The organism is Pseudomonas sp. B21-032 (assembly GCF_024748965.1).
Lineage (GTDB): Bacteria > Pseudomonadota > Gammaproteobacteria > Pseudomonadales > Pseudomonadaceae > Aquipseudomonas.
Map to the genome: position 1 here is coordinate 2,917,098 of NZ_CP087180.1, position 17,275 is coordinate 2,934,372.

Annotated in this window: 20 protein-coding genes and 3 pseudogenes; 9 read left to right on the forward strand and 14 right to left on the reverse strand. The window is 58.3% G+C overall.

The window, feature by feature from the left end; translation table 11 throughout:
* Positions 1-184: 184 nt before the first annotated feature.
* Positions 185-954: pseudogene (locus LOY54_RS13290) on the reverse strand (SDR family NAD(P)-dependent oxidoreductase).
* A gap of 137 nt (positions 955-1,091) precedes the next feature.
* Here LOY54_RS13290 and LOY54_RS13295 point away from each other — a divergent pair.
* From LOY54_RS13295 to LOY54_RS13315, 5 genes are read left to right on the forward strand one after another with little or no spacing between them, the layout of a single operon-like run.
* Positions 1,092-1,640, forward strand: a complete 549-nt coding sequence (locus tag LOY54_RS13295; protein ID WP_115089612.1) for a chalcone isomerase family protein — start codon at positions 1,092-1,094, stop codon at positions 1,638-1,640.
* A gap of 3 nt (positions 1,641-1,643) precedes the next feature.
* Positions 1,644-2,180, forward strand: a complete 537-nt coding sequence (locus LOY54_RS13300) for a DUF3833 domain-containing protein (RefSeq protein WP_258610657.1) — start codon at positions 1,644-1,646, stop codon at positions 2,178-2,180.
* Positions 2,177-2,482, forward strand: coding sequence for a DUF6482 family protein (locus tag LOY54_RS13305; protein WP_195884039.1), 306 nt, complete (start codon positions 2,177-2,179; stop codon positions 2,480-2,482). The genes LOY54_RS13300 and LOY54_RS13305 overlap by 4 nt, the downstream gene beginning before the upstream one ends.
* 20 nt (positions 2,483-2,502) lie before the next feature.
* Positions 2,503-4,017, forward strand: a complete 1,515-nt coding sequence (locus tag LOY54_RS13310) for a cryptochrome/photolyase family protein (protein ID WP_401293954.1) — start codon at positions 2,503-2,505, stop codon at positions 4,015-4,017.
* Complete coding sequence (locus LOY54_RS13315) at positions 4,014-4,193, forward strand: DUF2256 domain-containing protein (RefSeq protein WP_115089615.1); 180 nt, start codon at positions 4,014-4,016, stop codon at positions 4,191-4,193. The genes LOY54_RS13310 and LOY54_RS13315 overlap by 4 nt, the downstream gene beginning before the upstream one ends.
* On the opposite strand, the gene LOY54_RS13320 is transcribed toward LOY54_RS13315, so the two are convergent.
* The 7 genes from LOY54_RS13320 to LOY54_RS13350 all read right to left on the reverse strand — a co-directional run bounded on the left by LOY54_RS13320 (position 4,134) and on the right by LOY54_RS13350 (position 9,644).
* Positions 4,134-4,607, reverse strand: a complete 474-nt coding sequence (locus LOY54_RS13320) for a DUF2878 domain-containing protein (protein ID WP_401293958.1) — start codon at positions 4,605-4,607, stop codon at positions 4,134-4,136. The genes LOY54_RS13315 and LOY54_RS13320 overlap by 60 nt on opposite strands.
* 17 nt (positions 4,608-4,624) lie before the next feature.
* Positions 4,625-5,884, reverse strand: a complete 1,260-nt coding sequence (locus LOY54_RS13325; protein WP_258610659.1) for a cyclopropane-fatty-acyl-phospholipid synthase family protein — start codon at positions 5,882-5,884, stop codon at positions 4,625-4,627.
* Entirely contained in the window at positions 5,859-6,668 is an 810-nt protein-coding gene (locus LOY54_RS13330) for a DUF1365 domain-containing protein (RefSeq protein WP_115089617.1), read from the reverse strand. The genes LOY54_RS13325 and LOY54_RS13330 overlap by 26 nt, the downstream gene beginning before the upstream one ends.
* Positions 6,665-7,912, reverse strand: a complete 1,248-nt coding sequence (locus LOY54_RS13335) for an NAD(P)/FAD-dependent oxidoreductase (RefSeq protein WP_258610660.1) — start codon at positions 7,910-7,912, stop codon at positions 6,665-6,667. Before LOY54_RS13335 ends, LOY54_RS13330 begins: the two co-directional genes overlap by 4 nt.
* Before the next feature lie 5 nt (positions 7,913-7,917).
* Positions 7,918-8,670, reverse strand: a complete 753-nt coding sequence (locus LOY54_RS13340) for an SDR family NAD(P)-dependent oxidoreductase (protein ID WP_195884043.1) — start codon at positions 8,668-8,670, stop codon at positions 7,918-7,920.
* Positions 8,667-9,089 (reverse strand): nuclear transport factor 2 family protein, encoded by a 423-nt coding sequence (locus LOY54_RS13345; protein WP_195884044.1) that lies wholly within the window; start codon positions 9,087-9,089, stop codon positions 8,667-8,669. The genes LOY54_RS13340 and LOY54_RS13345 overlap by 4 nt, the downstream gene beginning before the upstream one ends.
* Positions 9,090-9,197: 108 nt before the next feature.
* Entirely contained in the window at positions 9,198-9,644 is a 447-nt protein-coding gene (locus LOY54_RS13350) for a PAS domain-containing protein (protein ID WP_115089621.1), read from the reverse strand.
* 156 nt (positions 9,645-9,800) lie between these two features.
* Between LOY54_RS13350 and LOY54_RS13355 the strand changes: the two genes are divergently transcribed.
* The 4 genes and pseudogenes from LOY54_RS13355 (at position 9,801) to LOY54_RS13370 (ending at position 12,471) form a co-directional block, all read left to right on the forward strand.
* Positions 9,801-10,700, forward strand: a complete 900-nt coding sequence (locus tag LOY54_RS13355; protein ID WP_258610661.1) for a MerR family transcriptional regulator — start codon at positions 9,801-9,803, stop codon at positions 10,698-10,700.
* A 753-nt stretch (positions 10,701-11,453) separates the two neighbouring features.
* Positions 11,454-11,618 (forward strand): annotated as a pseudogene (locus LOY54_RS13360) (transcriptional regulator); the annotation flags it as partial.
* Entirely contained in the window at positions 11,615-12,049 is a 435-nt protein-coding gene (locus LOY54_RS13365; RefSeq protein WP_258610662.1) for a YeeE/YedE family protein, read from the forward strand. The pseudogene LOY54_RS13360 and the gene LOY54_RS13365, both read left to right, overlap by 4 nt.
* Before the next feature lie 2 nt (positions 12,050-12,051).
* On the forward strand, positions 12,052-12,471 hold the full coding sequence (locus tag LOY54_RS13370; protein WP_115086608.1) for a DUF6691 family protein: 420 nt from the start codon (positions 12,052-12,054) through the stop codon (positions 12,469-12,471).
* Positions 12,472-12,521: 50 nt separating this feature from the next.
* On the opposite strand, the pseudogene LOY54_RS13375 reads toward LOY54_RS13370, so the two are convergent.
* The 6 genes and pseudogenes from LOY54_RS13375 to LOY54_RS13400 form a co-directional block, all read right to left on the reverse strand.
* Positions 12,522-13,762 (reverse strand): annotated as a pseudogene (locus LOY54_RS13375) (MgtC/SapB family protein).
* A 71-nt stretch (positions 13,763-13,833) separates the two neighbouring features.
* Positions 13,834-14,634 carry a helix-turn-helix domain-containing protein gene (locus LOY54_RS13380; protein WP_258610663.1) on the reverse strand — a complete coding sequence of 267 codons (801 nt, stop codon included), beginning with the start codon at positions 14,632-14,634 and terminating at the stop codon, positions 13,834-13,836.
* 77 nt (positions 14,635-14,711) lie between these two features.
* The gene (gene tnpC, locus LOY54_RS13385; protein WP_258608024.1) at positions 14,712-16,247 is read right to left on the reverse strand and encodes an IS66 family transposase; all 1,536 of its coding nucleotides are present in this window, start codon (positions 16,245-16,247) and stop codon (positions 14,712-14,714) included.
* Between the two features lie 63 nt (positions 16,248-16,310).
* Entirely contained in the window at positions 16,311-16,646 is a 336-nt protein-coding gene (gene tnpB, locus LOY54_RS13390) for an IS66 family insertion sequence element accessory protein TnpB (protein WP_232893846.1), read from the reverse strand.
* Entirely contained in the window at positions 16,643-16,963 is a 321-nt protein-coding gene (gene tnpA / locus LOY54_RS13395) for an IS66-like element accessory protein TnpA (RefSeq protein ID WP_258608021.1), read from the reverse strand. The genes tnpB and tnpA overlap by 4 nt, the downstream gene beginning before the upstream one ends.
* A gap of 96 nt (positions 16,964-17,059) precedes the next feature.
* Positions 17,060-17,275, reverse strand: coding sequence for a hypothetical protein (locus tag LOY54_RS13400; protein ID WP_258610664.1), 216 nt, complete (start codon positions 17,273-17,275; stop codon positions 17,060-17,062).

The following is a 17,275-nucleotide window of genomic DNA, read 5'->3' on the forward strand; positions in this document are numbered from 1 at the left end:
TGGTCCCTCCAGGCTTGGTTGTAGTTGTCTGCTCCGGGTCCAAGCTGGATGAAACGTTAGAGCGAGATTGATAGTCATAACTGCAACCTAAATCGCGCTCCTACTCTAATTTCAGGCCCTGTTGGCAAACTGGATGCTGGTAGGTTTCATGCAACGCTTTCTGCTGTGACAAAGGCAGGGAGGTTCACCAGGCGACCGGCTGATGGTCCCATGCCCAGAAAGTGCCGCTGTGAGCTGGCCCGTGCCGAGCGATTAGTTCGAGGATGCACTGCGCGGCAAACGCAGGCGCGAACAGTTTGTCTGGCGGTACATTGGCCTGGAACGGTTGAGAAAGGCGGGTAGCCGTCGTGCCGGGGTGTAGCGCCAGCACCATCGACGCGGGGTTCAGCCGCTTCAGTTCGATACTGGCGGTGCGCAACAGTTGGTTGAGCGCCGCCTTGCTGGCCCGGTAGCTGTACCAGCCACCCAGACGGTTGTCGCTGATTGAGCCGACTCTCGCCGAAAGCGCGGCGAAGGTCGTAGGCTGATGCAGCAGCAGCGGGAAGAGGTGTTTAAGCAGTAAGATGGGGGCAAAGCTGTTGGTGACGAAACTGGCCTGCAGGCTTGCTAAGTCTAACTGCGCAAGTTTTTTTCCGCCCGTGCTGGAGCGTCGTGCAGCACGCCCAGTGTGCTGATCACTAGATGCAAACACTCGCAAGTTGCGCCGATATGACGAGTCAGTTTCTCCAGCGACTTTTCGTAGCGGGCGTCGCAATTGATGCGTATCAAACGCCGGCCATGTTGCCGGGCCAACGCCTCCAGACCCGCGCTGTGGTTAGCCTGACGCGAGACAGCAAACACCTGCCTAACGTCATCACGCGCTAGCAATTGTGAGCAAAGCGCAAGACCGATGCCTTCGCTGGCGCCGCAGACAAGAGTGTTTGCTGCCACAGCTAGATTGGTGATCAGCGTCATATTGCTCTCCCGGCAAGATGTTGCCGCGGTATTAACCCCCGGGTCATACGAAATTGATCATCACCTTCGATATTTGTACTCAAAACTGTACATTAAAATATACTTGTACAGTATTTTCTCTTCCCGGTGTCCCGCACATGGCAAGCAGAACCTCAGCACTCAGCCTATTCGCCTTGGCCTTTCTTATGACGATCACACAGCCTGCATTGTCAGACTGGAGGCCTTCGCTTTCAGAGGCGCGCGTGGTCGGCAGCGGCGAATTCACCTGGTTCGGCCTGCGTCTTTACACCGCCCGCCTGTGGAGCGCCGGTGCTGCATGGAGCTGGAATGAGCCGTTCGCCCTCGAGCTGATCTACCACCGGGCATTGACCCGGGAAACGTTGGTGCAGGCCAGCATTGATGAAATGCAGCGCCTAGCTGACCGTCCAATGGCGAGGGAAACCGTGAAGCGATGGTCAAAAGCGATGCAGGAAGCGTTTGTGGATGTGCGCCCGGGCATGCGCATCACCGGTCTGTACCTACCGGGGCAAGGTTGCCGATTCTATGTCGATGGCCAACTCAGCCTTGAAGTGACCGACCCGGCCTTCGCCCGTGCTTTCTTCGCCATTTGGGTTGATCCGCGGGCCCGTGATCCACAATTGCGCCAGCGCCTGCTCGGGCTGGCCGGGAGCGACCGAGGAGACTGAAATATGTACAAAGTGCTTCTGTTGATCGGCTGCTTGCTACTAGGTAGTTGCGGAAACGTCGGCGTTGAGCGCTACGCTGGGGAGCATCCACGCCTCAACCTGGTGGAGTTTTTCTCGCGGCCGGTGCAGGCCTGGGGCATGTTCCAAAAGCGCTCGGGGGCGGTAGTCAAGCGCTTCCATGTGCGTATCGACAGCCGCCGCGAGGGCGAACGACTGATCCTCGACGAGCATTTTCTGTACAGCGACGGTACGCGCCAGCAGAGAACCTGGACCCTAACCCCGGACGGCCCCAGTCGCTGGCGCGGCACCGCTGGTGACGTGATTGGCGAGGCCATCGGTGAAGTAGCGGGTAATACGTTGCGCTGGCGCTACCGCCTGGACCTGCCTGTTGATGGGCGGCACTGGGAGGTGGACCTGGATGACTGGATGTACCTGATGGACGATGACACCCTCCTAAACCGCTCGAGCATGAGCAAACTCGGTGTGGAGATTGGGCAGATAACCTTGTTCTTCCGCCGCTTGCCGGAGGGCACACCATGAACCTGAAGCAGCTGATCAAGTCGGCGAGCGCTCGCGATATCAATGAGCTTGAAGTTCTGTTACTTGAAGGGGGCTTTAACGTGTTGCGCGTGTTGACCGACACCGGGCCCTATTCCTTGTGCGACGCGAACGGCGAAGTTTTGCGCCTGCGCTCGACCACCGAGCTGCGGCAATTTCTGGCCGATGTGCCTCCAGTGCCGTGCATGCTGGTGCAGTATTTGGTGCACGAGGAAATATGCGGCCAGCGCGGCGGTCCTGTTGCCCCGCTGCGGGTGCCGTTTACGCTAACCAGCCAGTGGTAGCGCAGGGGAGGCGCCTGGGTTTGGTGCTGGGCGATCAGCTGTCTTTTGACCTGGCGGTGCTGCGCGCCCTGGACCCGGCACGCGACGTTCTGCTGATGGCTGAGGTCGAGGGTGAAGCACGCTATGTGCCGCATCATCCGCAGAAGATTGTGCTGATACTCAGCGCAATGCGCCATTTCGCTCAGGCCCTGCGCGAGCGAGGCTGGAATGTGCACTACCAACAACTGGATACGCCGGGCAACAGCGGTAGTATCGCCGGGGAGCTACAGCGGTGGCAGGCGTTACTGCATGCAGACGAGGTGCATGTAACCGAATGTGGCGAGTGGCGGCTAGAACAGGCGTTACGTGATGCCGGGTTGCCGCTTGTGTGGCATCGTGACACCCGCTTTCTATGTTCGCGCGAAGCCTTCGCGCGTTGGTCCGCTGGCCGCAAGCACTTGCGAATGGAGCACTTCTATCGGGGAATGCGCAAGCGTTGTGGCCTGCTGCTGGAACCTGAAGGAAGCCCTGCCGGAGGTGCCTGGAATTTTGATGGCGACAACCGTAAGCCACTGCCGCGTGGTCTGCGCGGGCCAATTCCCGCACAATTTGCTCATGATGCGATCACAGCGGCGGTGGTGACATTAGTACGTGAGCGTTTTGCCGACCATTATGGTGCAGTCGATACCTTTGACTACCCGGTCACTCATGACCAAGCACAGCAGCTCTGGGAGCACTTTCTTGAGTTCAGTCTTGCGGCCTTCGGTGACTATCAGGATGCGATGGCTGAGGGCGAACCATACCTTTTTCATGCACGCATCAGTGCAGCACTGAATATCGGCCTGCTGGATGTGCGCCGGCTGTGTGACGATGTCGACCGAGCCTGGCGCGAGGGGAGGGTACCGCTCAACGCCGCCGAAGGCTTTATCCGGCAGTTGATCGGTTGGCGCGAGTTTGTGCGGGGTATCTACTGGCTACGCATGCCCGAATACGCGGCGCTGAATTACTTGGGCAACGACCGATCGCTGCCCGAATTTTATTGGACGGGGCAGACCGGCATGCGCTGCATGGCCCAGGTGATTGATCAGACCCTGGAGTTGGGCTACGCGCATCATATCCAGCGACTGATGGTCACCGGTAATTTCGCGTTACTGGCCGGCATCGCGCCGCCCGCGATATGCGAATGGTACCTGGCCGTGTACATGGATGCCTTCGACTGGGTCGAGCTGCCCAATACACTGGGCATGGTGATGCATGCAGATGGTGGTTACCTTGGCTCGAAGCCCTATTGCGCCAGCGGTCGTTATATTCAGCGCATGTCCGACCATTGCAAATCTTGCAGCTACAAAGTCGAACACGCCGTGGAGGAGGACGCTTGTCCGTTTAATGCACTCTATTGGCATTTCCTCATCCGTCATCGCCAGTTACTGTCGAAAAACCCTCGACTGGCATTGGTCTATCGCAGTCTGGATGGCATGTCGTCGACCCGGCGCGATGCGGTGTGGCTACGTGGCCAGAGGCTGTTGGCACACCTGGATGCGGGGGAGTCGATATGAACAAGCGATTGTTGCCGAGCAAGTTCTGCGTCGTGTGTGGCTTGCCGTTCACCTGGCGCAAGCGTTGGGCACGCTGCTGGGAGCACGTTCGCTACTGTTCTGAGCGCTGTCGCCGCTCAGCGCCACGACGCGACCCGCACGGCGAGGGGCAAGACCAGCGCCCAGATCGGCGCTAGCAGCAGGCCTGTGCCGACGTGCCCCATCGGCAGATCAACACCTGTGAGCCTGGCACCGGCCAGATATGCCAGCGGGCCACTGAACATGCCCACCAGAGCCGCCCGCCAGTAGGGGCGTCCTGTCCAAGCCAGGCTATGGCGCAAGCCGCTGGCTAACACCAGCCACAGTAATGCCAGCCACACAGGCAAGGGCCGCTGGTCAAAGCTGAACACCCCCACAGAGCCCAACAGAGTGTCCAGCAAGCACCCTGCAAGTGCCACGCGCAAAAGCGCACGCACTTCGGCGCTACGCTCCTGACAAAGGCGCAGGTGTAAAGCTAGTCCGATCGGCACAATGAGCAGAAGCCATTGAACGTGTGCACCCAAGACGCATGCCCACCAGCCGACCTGAAGCCAAAGGGCATTGCCGATCATCCACCCGCGGCCCAATTTTACGTGCCCGGCAATGGCGCCCGGCGAGCCCGCGGCGTAGCCCACAGTAACTGCGCCACGCCGATCGCGCGCTCTTCAAAGCCGCCTTGGCAGTAGCACAGGTAGAACTCCCACAAGCGCTGGAAGGTGTCGTCGTAGCCCAGTTCCGTCAGCACCGTCCGCTCTTGACGCAAGTTGTCATGCCAATGACGTAGGGTACGCGCGTAGTCCAGACCGAAGTCTTCGAGGTGTACCAGGTTCAGCGCGGTCTGGCGGCTAGCGGTTTCGAGCATCACGCTCAGCGAAGGTAGCGCGCCTCCGGGGAAGATGTAACGTTGGATGAAGTCCACCGAGCGGCGGGCCAGTGCATAGCGCTGGTCGCGAATGGTGATGGCCTGTAACAGCATCAGGCCATCGTCTTTGAGCAACGACTCACACTGGCGAAAATAGGTGGGTAGATAGCGGTGTCCGACGGCCTCGATCATCTCGATCGATACCAGTTTATCGAAACGTCCGCGCAGATCACGGTAATCCTCGCGCAACACCGTAATACGTTGCTCCAGGCCCAGCGCCTTCACACGTTGGCACGTATAAGCGTACTGCGCGTCGGAGAGTGTCGTGGTGGTAACGCGGCAGCCGTGGCGGGTAGCGGCATGGATGGCCAGGCTGCCCCAGCCGCTGCCAATCTCCAGAAGATGCTCGTGGGGTTTGAGCTCAAGCTTCTGGCAGATGCGTTCCAGCTTGTTCAGCTGGGCCGCTTCAAGGGTCTGTTCGGCACTGTCGAACTGTGCGGCGGAGTACATCATAGTCGGGTCGAGCAAACGCTCGAACAGGGCGTTGCCCATGTCGTAATGGGCGAGAATGTTGCGTCGAGCGCCTCGTCGGCTGTTCCGGTTGAGCCGGTGCAGCAAGCGCAGGACCGGGCGCCCGAGTCGAGACAGGCCTGCCTCCATGGCGTCGAGGACATCGAGGTTGGCAACGAACAGACGGGTCACAGCCGCTAGGTCAGGACTGCGCCAATAGCCGTGGATATACGCTTCCCCAGCACCAATCGAGCCATTACCGGCGATCAGGTTCCAGGTCGCGTCTTCGAGGATCTCCACCTCGGCTTGCAACTGACTCGCCGGGTCGCCGAAGCTCCACTGCTGACCCTTGCTGAGCACGCGTAGATGTCCTTGGCTCAACCGCCGTAACTGAGCGAGCACGGTGTTTCGGGTGAGGCCGCCCAGGAATGGGGTGATGCCTGTTGACTTGCTAACGCTCAGAGTGGGATTGGACATGATCGGGGTCCTTGCAAGGTTTACCGAGCACTAGGTTGCCCTGGCCGGCAGTGTGGTCGTGAATGGGGGTGCGCTTGAGCAAGAGGCGCAAGGCTTGCCAATAGATGGATGAAACGGTGCGTAGGCTCATCCACGGAAAAGCCAAAATGTGCCGATGCAAGGTGGCGCGATTGAGCGGCTGGCGTTGCAATGCTAGATCGGCCTCGAACACTTTGTGCCCCGCACGCCAGTTCTCCATATGGATGCGCACGCGTTGCTCATCGAGGAAGAAATGCAGGCGATAATCCATATCCAGCGGCATGAACGGCGAGACGTGGAACGCTTTGGCCATGGCGAATGAGCGTCCCTGACCCTCCTGTACCGGCAGCACGTAGTGAAAGCGTTCGCGCCAAGGTGTGTTACGCACCTCCAGCAGGATTGCTGCCAGGTGCCCGTCAACGTCATGGCAAAAATAGAAGCTCACAGGGTTGAACGACAGCCCCCAGCAGCGTGGTTGGGCGAGCAATTGCACGGCACCTTCGGGGCGCTGTCCGGTGGCTTGCTCCACTAATAGACGCGCGGCCTGCGCCAATGATTCTCCATCACGGGTCAGCCCCGGCAGGTAATCGGTTTCGCGCCAGCTCAGGGGCGCAAACCGCGACCGGCCCAGCCAGGGAGAGAGACCTGTTAGCCAGGCCTGCTCATCCAGATCCAGGTAGAACAAGCCGATCCGGTAGCGGAATGCATGGTGGTGCGGGGCCATCCGGCGGTGGCTGACCCAGCCCTGGCACAAACTGCTGTTCACAGGCGCTCTCCAAAGTGCTCGGCCACTTTAAGTGCGCTGAGCACCCCGTCCTCGTGAAAGCCATTGCCCCAGTAGGCTCCGCAGTAGTAACTGTTTTGCCTGCCCTGTAGTTCGCCGTGGCGGGCCTGGGCTATCAATGCTGCGAGGCTGTATTGGGGGTGGGCGTATTTGAAGCGGGCCAGAATCTGCGCGGGATCCACCAGCGCGGTCTGATTGAGGCTCACGCAGAACGTTACCGGCGCTTCGATTGCTTGAAGGATGCTCATGTTGTAGGTCAGAGCCGCGGGGGCCTGTTCCTCGCCGCCCAGGCGGTAGTTCCAACTGGCCCAGGCCTTGCGCCGGCGCGGCAGCAGTCGGGTGTCGGTGTGAAGCACTACGTCATTGTTGGCATAGGTGATGGCGCTCAACACCGAGCGTTCGGCCACGCTGGGTCTTCCCAGCAGGGCCAGGGCCTGGTCGCTATGGCAGGCAAACACAATGCTGTCGAAACGCTCCATGCCCGCCGCGCTGAAGAGGGTTACGCCGCCTTCGTCACGCTCGACCCGCTTGACCGGACAGTTCAAGCGGATGCGCTCGGCAAAGGGCCGGCACAACGGCGCCACATAGCTGCGTGAGCCGCCCTCGATCACCCGCCACTGCGGACGGTGGCTCACCGATAACAGGCCGTGATTTCGGCAGAAGCGCACAAAGAACTGCAAGGGAAAAGCGAGCATTTCGGCAAGTGACATAGACCAGATTGCCGAGCCCATGGGCACGATGTAATGGTCGATGAAGCGTTGCCCATAGCCCTGTGTCTTAAGGTAGATACCGAGGGTCGTTTCACTATCAATGCGCTGGTTGTCCAGATCGGCCAGAACCTCGCGGTTAAAACGCAGGATATCCTTCAGCATGCCCCAGAATCCGGGGGACACCAGATTACGACGCTGCGCGAACAACGTGTCCAAGCCATGGCCGTTGTATTCGAAACCTCTACGTGGGTCATGCACTGAAAAGCTCATCTGCGTGGGCTGCGAGGCAACCTTTAGATGGTCGAGCAAGCGGATGAAGTTTGGGTAGGTCCAGTCGTTGAACACGATGAACCCGGTATCCACCGCGTACCGCTGGCCTTGCCATTGCACATCGACTGTATGGGTATGGCCGCCGATCCAATCGGCGGCCTCAAATACCGTCACCTCGTGCCGGCGGGACAGCAGGTAGCTGCAGGTTAGTCCAGCGATGCCGGTGCCGATGATGGCGATACGCATGAGTTTTAGTCCTTTGGGGCACGCACCAGGCGCTGGCAAAGCTTCAGTCGCCAGCGCACCGGCAGGGCGCCGATCACGCGCAGGCCCAGCGTAAATGCAGTGGGGAAGTTAATTTCCAGCGGGCGTCGCGGCAGGCGTGCAGTGATATGTGCGGCGGCACGCTCGGTGGTCCACAACTGAGGCATGGGGAAGTCGTTGCGACGGGTCAACGGCGTATCGACGAATCCAGGGCTGACCAGCGTTACGGCAATACCTTCATTGATCAGGTCGAAGCGAAGCGATTCCACCAGGTAGCGCACGGCCGCCTTGGAGGCGCCATAGGCTCCGGCACGAGGGAGCGACAACCAGGTCACCGCACTGCCCATTACGACCAGGTGCGGGCGCTCACCGCGATGCAGCAAAGGGAGGGCCGCTGCAATACAGTGGCTTACACCAAACAGGTTGGTGCGCACCACACGTTCGACCAGTGCCGGGTCGAAGAGTCCTGGTTCGAGGTATTCGCACGTTCCGGCATTGAGGATAACCAGGTCCAGCGCCCCCCAGGTGTGCTCGATCTGTGCGGTGATCCTGGAGACCTGCTCAGCGCAATCGACATCGCCGACGGCCGCCAATACCTGCCCCGGATATCGTTGCATCAAGTGCAATAAGCGGTTGGCATCACGTGTACCCAAGGCAACCCGGTGCCCTTGGTCCAGCAATTGGACGGCAAGGGCAGCGCCGATTCCGCTACTTGCCCCCGTCAGCCAGCAACGGCTCATACCAGCCGGCCCTTGAGCAAGCGGATAGCGCCGCCCATGACTGGTACGTGCTCGTAAAGCAGTGCACCTGCGTCAAAGTAGTCCTGGTGGAAGTGAACACGCTCTTGCCACTTGAGAAAACTGCAGCCCTGCAGACTGATCAGCCTGCCATTGGCGAGTCGGGGGTGGCGGAACTCTAGCGTCCAGCGCAGGTAGCCCTGGCCCGGCTGAACTTCGTCCGCGCCGGCGATAACGTAACGAATGTCCTGTGCGTTGGCGTAAAGCTCGGTGAAGTAGCGACGAAGCGCTGCCAGGCCATCGATCTGATGCAACGGATCACGGAACGTTACGTTATCGCTATACAGTTTTTCGAGGCTATCGAGGCTCCGCCCATCAAGGCTGGAGAAGCGCTCCGCGAAATACTGCAGATAAGTGGACATGCAAGGCTCCCGAAAATCCTGTACAACAGTGAAATTCTGTACAGATATAAGAGGAGCTTACGTATAAATCTATACAAGTCAACGGCCCTGTATAGATTTGTTGCAAGGTCAGCCGTTGCCTGATGCGAGTTGTCGACGCAAATCGACTATCTCTGCCTCCAGTTCGCGGACCCGCTCTTCGGCGAAGACCTGTGCCGTAACATCACGCTGGATGCCGATGTAGTAAGTCAGTTCATCGGCATCGTTGTGTACGGGGGTGATAGACAGCTCATTCCAGAACAGGCTGCCATCCTTGCGATAGTTGCGCAGCACTTGGCAACACGGGCGCCCTTCGCGAATTGCCTCGCGGATGGCTGCGATACCTGGTTGGTTGTGGTCCTGGCCCTGGAGGAAGCGGCAATCCTGATAGAGGATGTCGTCCGTGGCGTAGCCGGTGAGGCGCTCGAAGGCAGGGTTGGTGTAGATCAGGATGCTGTCGTCGCCTTCCTGCTCGGCGACGACGATGCCATCGTTGGAGCTCTCGACCATTAATTGCAAGAGTTTTGCGTCGATCATGTGGCCCACCCACTCAAGTAGCGTTTTCGGTATGCGCAGCGTAGACCTTTGTGCTGGAAGGCTAAGGTGCGGTTGTCGATATCATGATGGAAGAACGATCGCCGTAGAAGGTTGGTATGGGTTTAGAATGTGCAACCGCCCTGATGATCACTTGCGATGACTGAAGCGACCTCCACCGATTTGCTGCCCATGCGCGATGTCGTCAACTTGACTGGCATAAATCCAGTGACCCTGCGCGCCTGGGAACGTCGTCATGGTTTGATTCGCCCCCAACGCACCGAAGGCGGGCACCGCCTGTACACGGCCCAGGATGTACAGCGCATACGCGACATACTGCGCTGGACCGGTAGTGGCTTGCCGATCAGCAAGGTGGGTGAGTTGCTCGCACGCCAGCACGACGAAGTCGCCCGCCCGCCCGGGCCGCAGACCGATTCCATTGAGCATTGGCGCGCTGCTGTACTACTAGCGACGAAAGCATTCGACCGGCAGGCGCTCGAGGGCATTCATGGTCAGCTTTTCACCTTGTACCCCAAGGCTACGGTGTTGCTCGATGTGCTGATGCCGGTCTGGCGCAGTCTGTTGTCTGGCAGCGCTTTCGGTCAGCGTAGCCAATGGCTGTTCCTCGATACTTTTCTGCGAGCTCGCCTATTGCTACGTCTGCAACTAAATCAACTCGGTGCCCCATGTGTGTTACTGGCCGGCATTGAAGGAAGCGCTGAGCTGGATTTGCTGAGCAACGGCTTACTTCTCAGTAGTGAGCGGTGGCGTATCGAGGTGTTAGGCAGTGGGCAGCCGCTCGAGGAACTGCCATTGTTGTGCGCGACCCTCCAGCCTGCAGCACTTGTGCTCGCACTCCAGGGGCCCGTAAACACGGCACTGGCGAAGAAGCTATGTTCCTTACAGATGGACATTGCCTGTCCACTTGCATTGATTGGGGACGGGTTGCCTGACTCGATTGCAGTTCTGCACGATATTCCGATCGCGCTTCTGGATCAGCGAAACGTTGGAGCTAGTTTGAAACTGGATGCATTGCTCAGGGGCGCTTTGGAGCTTTGACTGACCGCTCAAGGGCCTTAGACGTTGCGCTGCCTGTTGCCTGACTATGTTCTTCAACCCGTTCGACTGTTTAGTGCTCGCGCGTTGAACATAGCGGATTGTCGGAGTGTAGTGTGAGCGGGGAAAGAGTCGCTCATCTTCGGTCTATTGATCTGGTATCTGCGAGAATTGCTGCATCAGCGGTGCCTTGGCGCGCGTCAGCACCATGACCACGCGTACCTGGTTCTCCGGTACGTCGAGGACGGCGCAGTCCACAATGTGCGGCGAGGCTTGATATCCCAATGCCTGTGCAGCCTGCACCATCCCAGGTACAGCACTCAGTCGGTGAACTCCGACACGTCGTCAATTAGTGCCGCATGTGGCCGGTGGAACTCCAGCTACGACGCCGGGGCCCAGGCCGTCGAGCGCGAGGCATCGTGCTCAGTGTTCTCGACTTTTTGCCGCGGGCGTTAGAGTGGCCCCGGCTGCAGGGCGAGGCGAGTAGGAGGTCATGGGCAGGAACCTGCTCCCAGCGGGTCTGATGGGTCTTGACAAACGTCTTGGGTGCGTTGGGGACTGTCCGTAGATAAGCCATTTTTAACGTAACTGCAGTGCATCTAGGGTGTCAAGGACTGAATTCCGGGGTACTAAAAAATGCCCTCAGGGCTCCTGATTTGCTATTAAGCCATCCATCGGTCTGAATCCCCCCGGGTTTCGTAGACACCTCTTTGCCTTAGCATAGGCCGGGGATGTCTACCTTTCCGGGGGCAGTCCATTCAGCAGCCCACCTTGTCTCAGCAATTAGGGGTTTTGAGGCGCGAAGATCTGGTGGCGACAAGGCGTGAAGGTAAGCAGATTTTCTATCGCATCGATAGTCCAGCTGCCCTGGCGGTGATTAAAACCTTGTATCAATGGTTCTGTGCGAAGGAGCCGAAATGACTATCGACTGGGTCAATTTCACACCTTGGTCGGCCTTGCTCGGCGGTGCGTTGATCGGGCTTGCCGTGAGCCTGTTTGCACTTGTGAATGGCCGTATTGCCGGTATTAGCGGGCTGCTGGGCAGTTTGCTGCAAAAGAAGGGCGAGGGCAGAGGCGAGAAAGCACTGTTTCTCCTGGGGGTGTTGGTCGCCCCCCTAGTGTGGCGGTTATTTGCGGGTCGGCCGGTCGTACAGTTTCAGACAGACTGGGTAGGGTTGCTTGTGGCCGGTTTGCTGGTTGGCCTGGGAACACGTTACGCGGCAGGTTGCACCAGTGGGCATGGTGTCTGTGGACTGGCGCGTCTGTCGCCTCGTTCACTTGTCGCAACACTGTGCTTTATGTGCGCGGGATTTGCAGTTGTATTCGTTAGCCGTCACCTGGCAGGAGTATGAGCATGCGATGGGTAATGGCTTTTATCTGCGGTGTGGTGTTTGGCCTTGGCTTGTTGTTGGCGGGCATGGTTAATCCAGCCAAGGTAATCGGCTTTCTGGATCTGGCAGGAAGCTGGGATCCATCACTCGGGTTGGTAATGGTGGGTGCTATCGGGGTGGCACTTTTGCCCATGCAGTGGAGCAGCAAACAAACACGCTCGATGCTTGGTTTGCCGATGCAAATGCCTCGGATGCGGGCACTAGATCGGCAGTTGGTGGTGGGCAGCCTGGTATTTGGTGTCGGTTGGGGTATTGCCGGTATCTGCCCGGGGCCTGCACTCGCCCTGGTGTTAAGTGGCCACTGGCAAATACTAGTATTCGTACTTGCGATGTTGGTGGGAATGGCGCTCTTCAGCCTGCTTGAAAGCTGGCGTGCTCGTTAAAGATCCATGAGTGCCATCGTGTCTCAGCCTTGAGAGAAGGGGCGGATCCTTTACTGGAGCAGCAATCCAGCCCACATCGAAGTAATGATCGCCAACTGACCGACTATGACATAAGCGGCAAATTTTGCGCCCCCGCTGATCCAGGCTAGAACACATTTGGTAAGTGTATTGCTGCTCATTGCGGTCAGCGCGGGCACCGCAATGTCGGCCATTGATAGTTGCCCGGACTTTACCACCGACGCGATAGATGCTGCCGTTGCGTGAGCATCAGCCAGGCCGCTAAATACCGACGCAATCAGTACACCATTGTGTCCAAAGGCATGCAGCAGTGCCGAGGACAGCAACGTGATGCCCGTTACGGCCACAGTCACAACGAGGGCGACCTTGAGATTGAAAGCACTGTCGCCGACTTGGGTTGCGGCCTGCACAAGCGCAGGGTTCCATGGGGCGAGGAGCAGCGAACCATATGCCACTGTTGTGAACGCAGCCAGCAAAATAGAAGCCCATAATTCCCCAAAAAAGCCGGATCGACTGTACCCAGCACCAGACCCAACATCGCGATAGTCGCTAGGTTAGAGAATATCGCTGCGGCGCTGAACGCTTTGACAGACGACTGTTCACTTCGGGCCAGATGTCCCATCAGGGCGATGGTCGCCGAGCCTGAAGCAAACCCAGATGCGATGGCACTGAGGGTATAGCCATAGCGCTTGCCTACCACACGTAAGGCAATATGACCCAATGCCCCAGCCCCCATCAGCAGTACGGTCAGGGTACAGATTGTGCGGGGATTGATGGCACCAAATGGGCCGACGAAGCGATCGGGTGCCAAGGGGAGAATGACCAACACGGCTATCAGCAGTACCAACCCATCGCGGACTTCGCTTTCAGTCAGTTGATTGCGGACAAATCGATGCAGTTCTTGCCTGAATGCGAGAACAACCGTAAGCACGACCCCGACAGCGACAGCCAGTTCGGGCTGGTCATAACTCAAGGCGCCGAGTAGCAAGACGAAAAGCAGAGCAATTTCACTGGTGATGCCTGGATCCTTGCCAGAGTGTTTCCAGTAGGCGACTGCAACGATGATTGCCAAGGCAATACTCATGATGGCGACCAACATCGTACCCGCTACGGCCATGCATACGTAACCCAGTACAGACGTGATGGCAAAGGTTCTAAGTCCGGCAAACGCACGATGCTCCCCGGTACCTTTTTTGCGTTCACGCTCCAGGCCTACGAGCATACCTATACCCAAGGCAGCAGCGAGATGGGTAATGTCCAGGGTTTCAAGCATGACTGCCGCATCGATGCGCGGGGGAGGGCAGTTGTCGAGGCTGCTTGGGACGGGCTGAAATACATCCCAGCTTATTGATTTGCCGCTGAGCCTTTACTGTAGCCATGTTCTAGAGCCTTCAAGCCAGGCAAATTCAAAATTTCCACTGTACGTCCGCTGAACTGCACTACGTCCAGGTGGCGCAGGTGTGCTATGCATCTACAGACGGTTTCAAGTCTCAACCCCAGATAGGACGCAATGTCATCTCTCGACATGCGCAGAACAAAGCTATGGGCGGAAAACCCGCGTTCTACGTATCGTTTGGACAAGCCTAGTAGAAAGCTGGCCATTCGTTCTTCTGCGGTGAGGTTGCACATCATTAACAGCCGCTTATGCTCTCGAACAATTTCACTGCTGAGCAGCCTATTGAGGCTTTGTTGTAGGAACGGGAACTCATGGGCTAACGACTCCAGGCGTTGATAAGGAATAAGGCAAACTTCACTGTCCTCAAGAGCAAACGCACTGCATACATGCCGGTTGGTGCTGATCGCATCGCACCCCATTGTGTCTCCTGGCATCCAGAAGTTGGTTACCAGCCCTTGTCCTTCCGCATTTGCAAAGCAGGTCTTAAAACTTCCGAGGCGTACTGCATAGAGGTATTCCAACGGGTCGTTAGCGTGATACAAGCCGTAACCTTTCTTGATCCGTATGCGCTGTCTGATCAGCTCACTGAAACGGTCGTTTCCGTGTTTGCACAAGCCAGTTGGAAGACACAACGAACTGACCCTGCAATCCACGCAAGCCGCCCTGTATGGGTTTACATTGATGGGGGGTACCACCCCTATGGGATTACGTTCCTCTAGGTCAGTGGCAACGTTCAGGAGGCTATGCATTTCTCACCTCCGATACCGGGGTAGCAGATCCTGATGGGGCAATAGGGTAAGCGTCCGCCCAACTCACCTTGCGTAAGTTAGGCAGACACCCACTGATGCGGTAACAGTCGCCCGATCTCACTGGCCCGTTGCGTCGGCAACCGCGTCAGTACATCTTTGAGATAGGCATATGGATCATGCCCATTCATACGCGCTGACTGGATCAAGCTCATGATCGCAGCCGCCCGTTTACCGCTGCGCAGCGATCCGGCAAACAGCCAGTTCGAGCGCCCGAGTGCCCACGGCCGTATCTGGTTTTCAACTTGGTTGTTGTCGATGGGCACAGCTCCATCGTCCAGGTAGCGCGTCAGCGCTACCCAGCGTTTCAGGCTGTAATCGAAGGCTTTGGCCGTGGCTGATCCGTTGGGCACCAGGTCGCGCTGGGCCAACATCCAGTCATGCAGTTTTTTACTGATCGGTACCGCCATTTCCTGACGTATTCGCCAGCGATCTTCATCACTCATGTCCCGCGCCTGGCGTTCGACCTCGTACAGGCCGCTGATCGAGTGCAACGCCTGTTCGGCTAGCTGACTTTTGTTCGCCACATGCAGATCGAAAAACTTGCGACGGGCGTGGGCCATGCAGCCGATCTCAGTGATGCCTTGCTCAAAACCAGCTTTATAGCCAGCGAAGTCATCGCAAACCAGCTTGCCGTTCCAGTCGCCCAGGAAGTTACGCGCGTGTTCGCCAGCACGGCTTGGGCTGAAGTCGTAGACCACCGCCTTGAGCGCCGAAAACGGCGTCGTGCTGTAGGCCCAGACATAGGCTCGGTGGGTTTTCTTCTCGCCCGGCGCAAGCATTTGCACCGGTGTTTCATCAGCGTGAATCACGCCCTGGTTCAGAACGGCTTCACGCAGTGCATCGACCAGCGGCTGGAGCCGCACACCGGTTTGTCCGACCCACTGGGCCAGGGTCGAGCGAGCGATTGCCAGCCCCGCGCGGCCAAAGATTTTCTCCTGCCGGTACAGCGGCAAGTGGTCGGCAAACTTCGCCACCATCACGTGGGCCAACAACCCTGCGGTCGGGAGACCTTTGTCGATAACCTGCGCCGGCACCGGCGCCTGCATCAGTGTCTCGCACTGACGGCAGGCCCATTTGCCACGCACATGTTGCTCGACAGTGAACACGCCCGGCGTGTAATCCAGCTTCTCGCTAACGTCTTCGCCGATGCGTTGAAGTTGGCAGCCACAGGTGCACTGAGTGTTTTCCGGTTCGTGGCGGATCACCGTGCGTGGAAACTGCGGCGGCAATGGCGCACGTTTCGGGGATTGCCGTGGCTCGACCTGTGGCGAAGCTGGGAGGAGCTGTTTCAGCTCTGCTTCGATAGCTTCAAGGTCTGTGTCGAGCAGGTCATCCAGCAAGCTGCCTTGCGCCGGGCTGATTTGCTCGCTGCGCTTAGCAAACTTGTGGCGCTTGAGCAGGGCGATTTCGAACTTGAACTGTTCGATGAGGATTTCATCGTTCTGGATCTTCCTGCTCATCGCCTCGACTTGGGACTGCAACTGCAGCGCCTGTGCCGCCAAGGCACGGAGCTGTTCCGGGGTCATCTGGTCGAGGTTGGGCGAGAAAGTCATGCCGCCGATTGTGCCAGAGCAGGCCCGAAACGACGACAAGCAGACCGGTCAAATGGCCGGCGATTACAGCATGCTGATCACGCCACCCGTGCCGACTCGCTGCCACGGCAAACCCAGTACCAACGCCTGGAGTTGCTCGCTGTCGAGTTCGACCTCGCAGCCATGGCGAATGCCGGGCCAGTGGAACTTGCCTTGGTTCAGTCGACGCGCTGCAAGCCAGACGCCGACGCCATCGTGCACCAGCACTTTCATCCGGTTAGCCCGGCGATTGGCGAACAGGTAAGCGCAGTGCGGCTTCGCCGCACCGAACACCGCGATCACTCGGGCTAATGCGGTTTCGGTACCGGCGCGCATGTCCATCGGCTCGGTGGCCAGCCAGATGGCATCGATACGGATCATCGAGTGACAGCCCGAATAAACTGCGCGCAGCCTTCAGGGTCTGAGGTTGGCCATTTCACCGTGATCACTTGCCCGGCCATGGGCAACTCGATGATCACTGGCGCTTCGGCTGGCCGTTTAGGTGCGGCTTTAAGCGGGACGAATGCCGGTAGTGAAGCCGCTGCGGGCTGATCTCGATAGAGCGGCATCCATTTGCGGATAACGTTGGCATTGATGCCATGGCTGATGGCGACACTGGAAATGGATGCGCCAGGTTGCAGGCATTCCTGAACGACCTGGGCTTTGAACGGTTTCGGATAAGAGCTTCGTTGGCGCATGGAAATCCTGGCGATAAGGGTGATCGCGTCCGCTTAAAAATACGCGGACACCATCGCCCTTAAAGCTGGAGTTCGGAAGGTGAGTTCGCCGGACGCTTACGCAATAGGGTCATGCAGGTCGCGATTTATGAGCTTGCCAGGTACCAGAGGATAGCTAGCAATCATCGCCAGGGAGTGTGGGGCGTTCAATCGAGTATTAAGTCGATCAACGAAGGCTGTCGCTTCGTCAATACTGCGAAAACTCACCATCCATACGTCCAGGTGAACCCACCAACGGTTTTGACGCGGATGATTTTCAATGTAGACGTTCAT

Coding starts and splice junctions, on each gene's coding strand:
- LOY54_RS13295 (WP_115089612.1), top strand. CDS start 1,092: ATGGCAAGCAGAACCTCAGCACTCAGCCTATTCGCCTTGGCCTTTCTT.
- LOY54_RS13300 (WP_258610657.1), top strand. CDS start 1,644: ATGTACAAAGTGCTTCTGTTGATCGGCTGCTTGCTACTAGGTAGTTGC.
- LOY54_RS13305 (WP_195884039.1), top strand. CDS start 2,177: ATGAACCTGAAGCAGCTGATCAAGTCGGCGAGCGCTCGCGATATCAAT.
- LOY54_RS13315 (WP_115089615.1), top strand. CDS start 4,014: ATGAACAAGCGATTGTTGCCGAGCAAGTTCTGCGTCGTGTGTGGCTTG.
- LOY54_RS13320 (WP_401293958.1), bottom strand. CDS start 4,607: ATGATCGGCAATGCCCTTTGGCTTCAGGTCGGCTGGTGGGCATGCGTC.
- LOY54_RS13325 (WP_258610659.1), bottom strand. CDS start 5,884: ATGTCCAATCCCACTCTGAGCGTTAGCAAGTCAACAGGCATCACCCCA.
- LOY54_RS13335 (WP_258610660.1), bottom strand. CDS start 7,912: ATGCGTATCGCCATCATCGGCACCGGCATCGCTGGACTAACCTGCAGC.
- LOY54_RS13340 (WP_195884043.1), bottom strand. CDS start 8,670: ATGAGCCGTTGCTGGCTGACGGGGGCAAGTAGCGGAATCGGCGCTGCC.
- LOY54_RS13345 (WP_195884044.1), bottom strand. CDS start 9,089: ATGTCCACTTATCTGCAGTATTTCGCGGAGCGCTTCTCCAGCCTTGAT.
- LOY54_RS13350 (WP_115089621.1), bottom strand. CDS start 9,644: ATGATCGACGCAAAACTCTTGCAATTAATGGTCGAGAGCTCCAACGAT.
- LOY54_RS13355 (WP_258610661.1), top strand. CDS start 9,801: ATGACTGAAGCGACCTCCACCGATTTGCTGCCCATGCGCGATGTCGTC.
- LOY54_RS13365 (WP_258610662.1), top strand. CDS start 11,615: ATGACTATCGACTGGGTCAATTTCACACCTTGGTCGGCCTTGCTCGGC.
- LOY54_RS13370 (WP_115086608.1), top strand. CDS start 12,052: ATGCGATGGGTAATGGCTTTTATCTGCGGTGTGGTGTTTGGCCTTGGC.
- LOY54_RS13380 (WP_258610663.1), bottom strand. CDS start 14,634: ATGCATAGCCTCCTGAACGTTGCCACTGACCTAGAGGAACGTAATCCC.
- tnpC (WP_258608024.1), bottom strand. CDS start 16,247: ATGACTTTCTCGCCCAACCTCGACCAGATGACCCCGGAACAGCTCCGT.
- tnpB (WP_232893846.1), bottom strand. CDS start 16,646: ATGATCCGTATCGATGCCATCTGGCTGGCCACCGAGCCGATGGACATG.
- tnpA (WP_258608021.1), bottom strand. CDS start 16,963: ATGCGCCAACGAAGCTCTTATCCGAAACCGTTCAAAGCCCAGGTCGTT.
- LOY54_RS13400 (WP_258610664.1), bottom strand. CDS start 17,275: ATGAACGTCTACATTGAAAATCATCCGCGTCAAAACCGTTGGTGGGTT.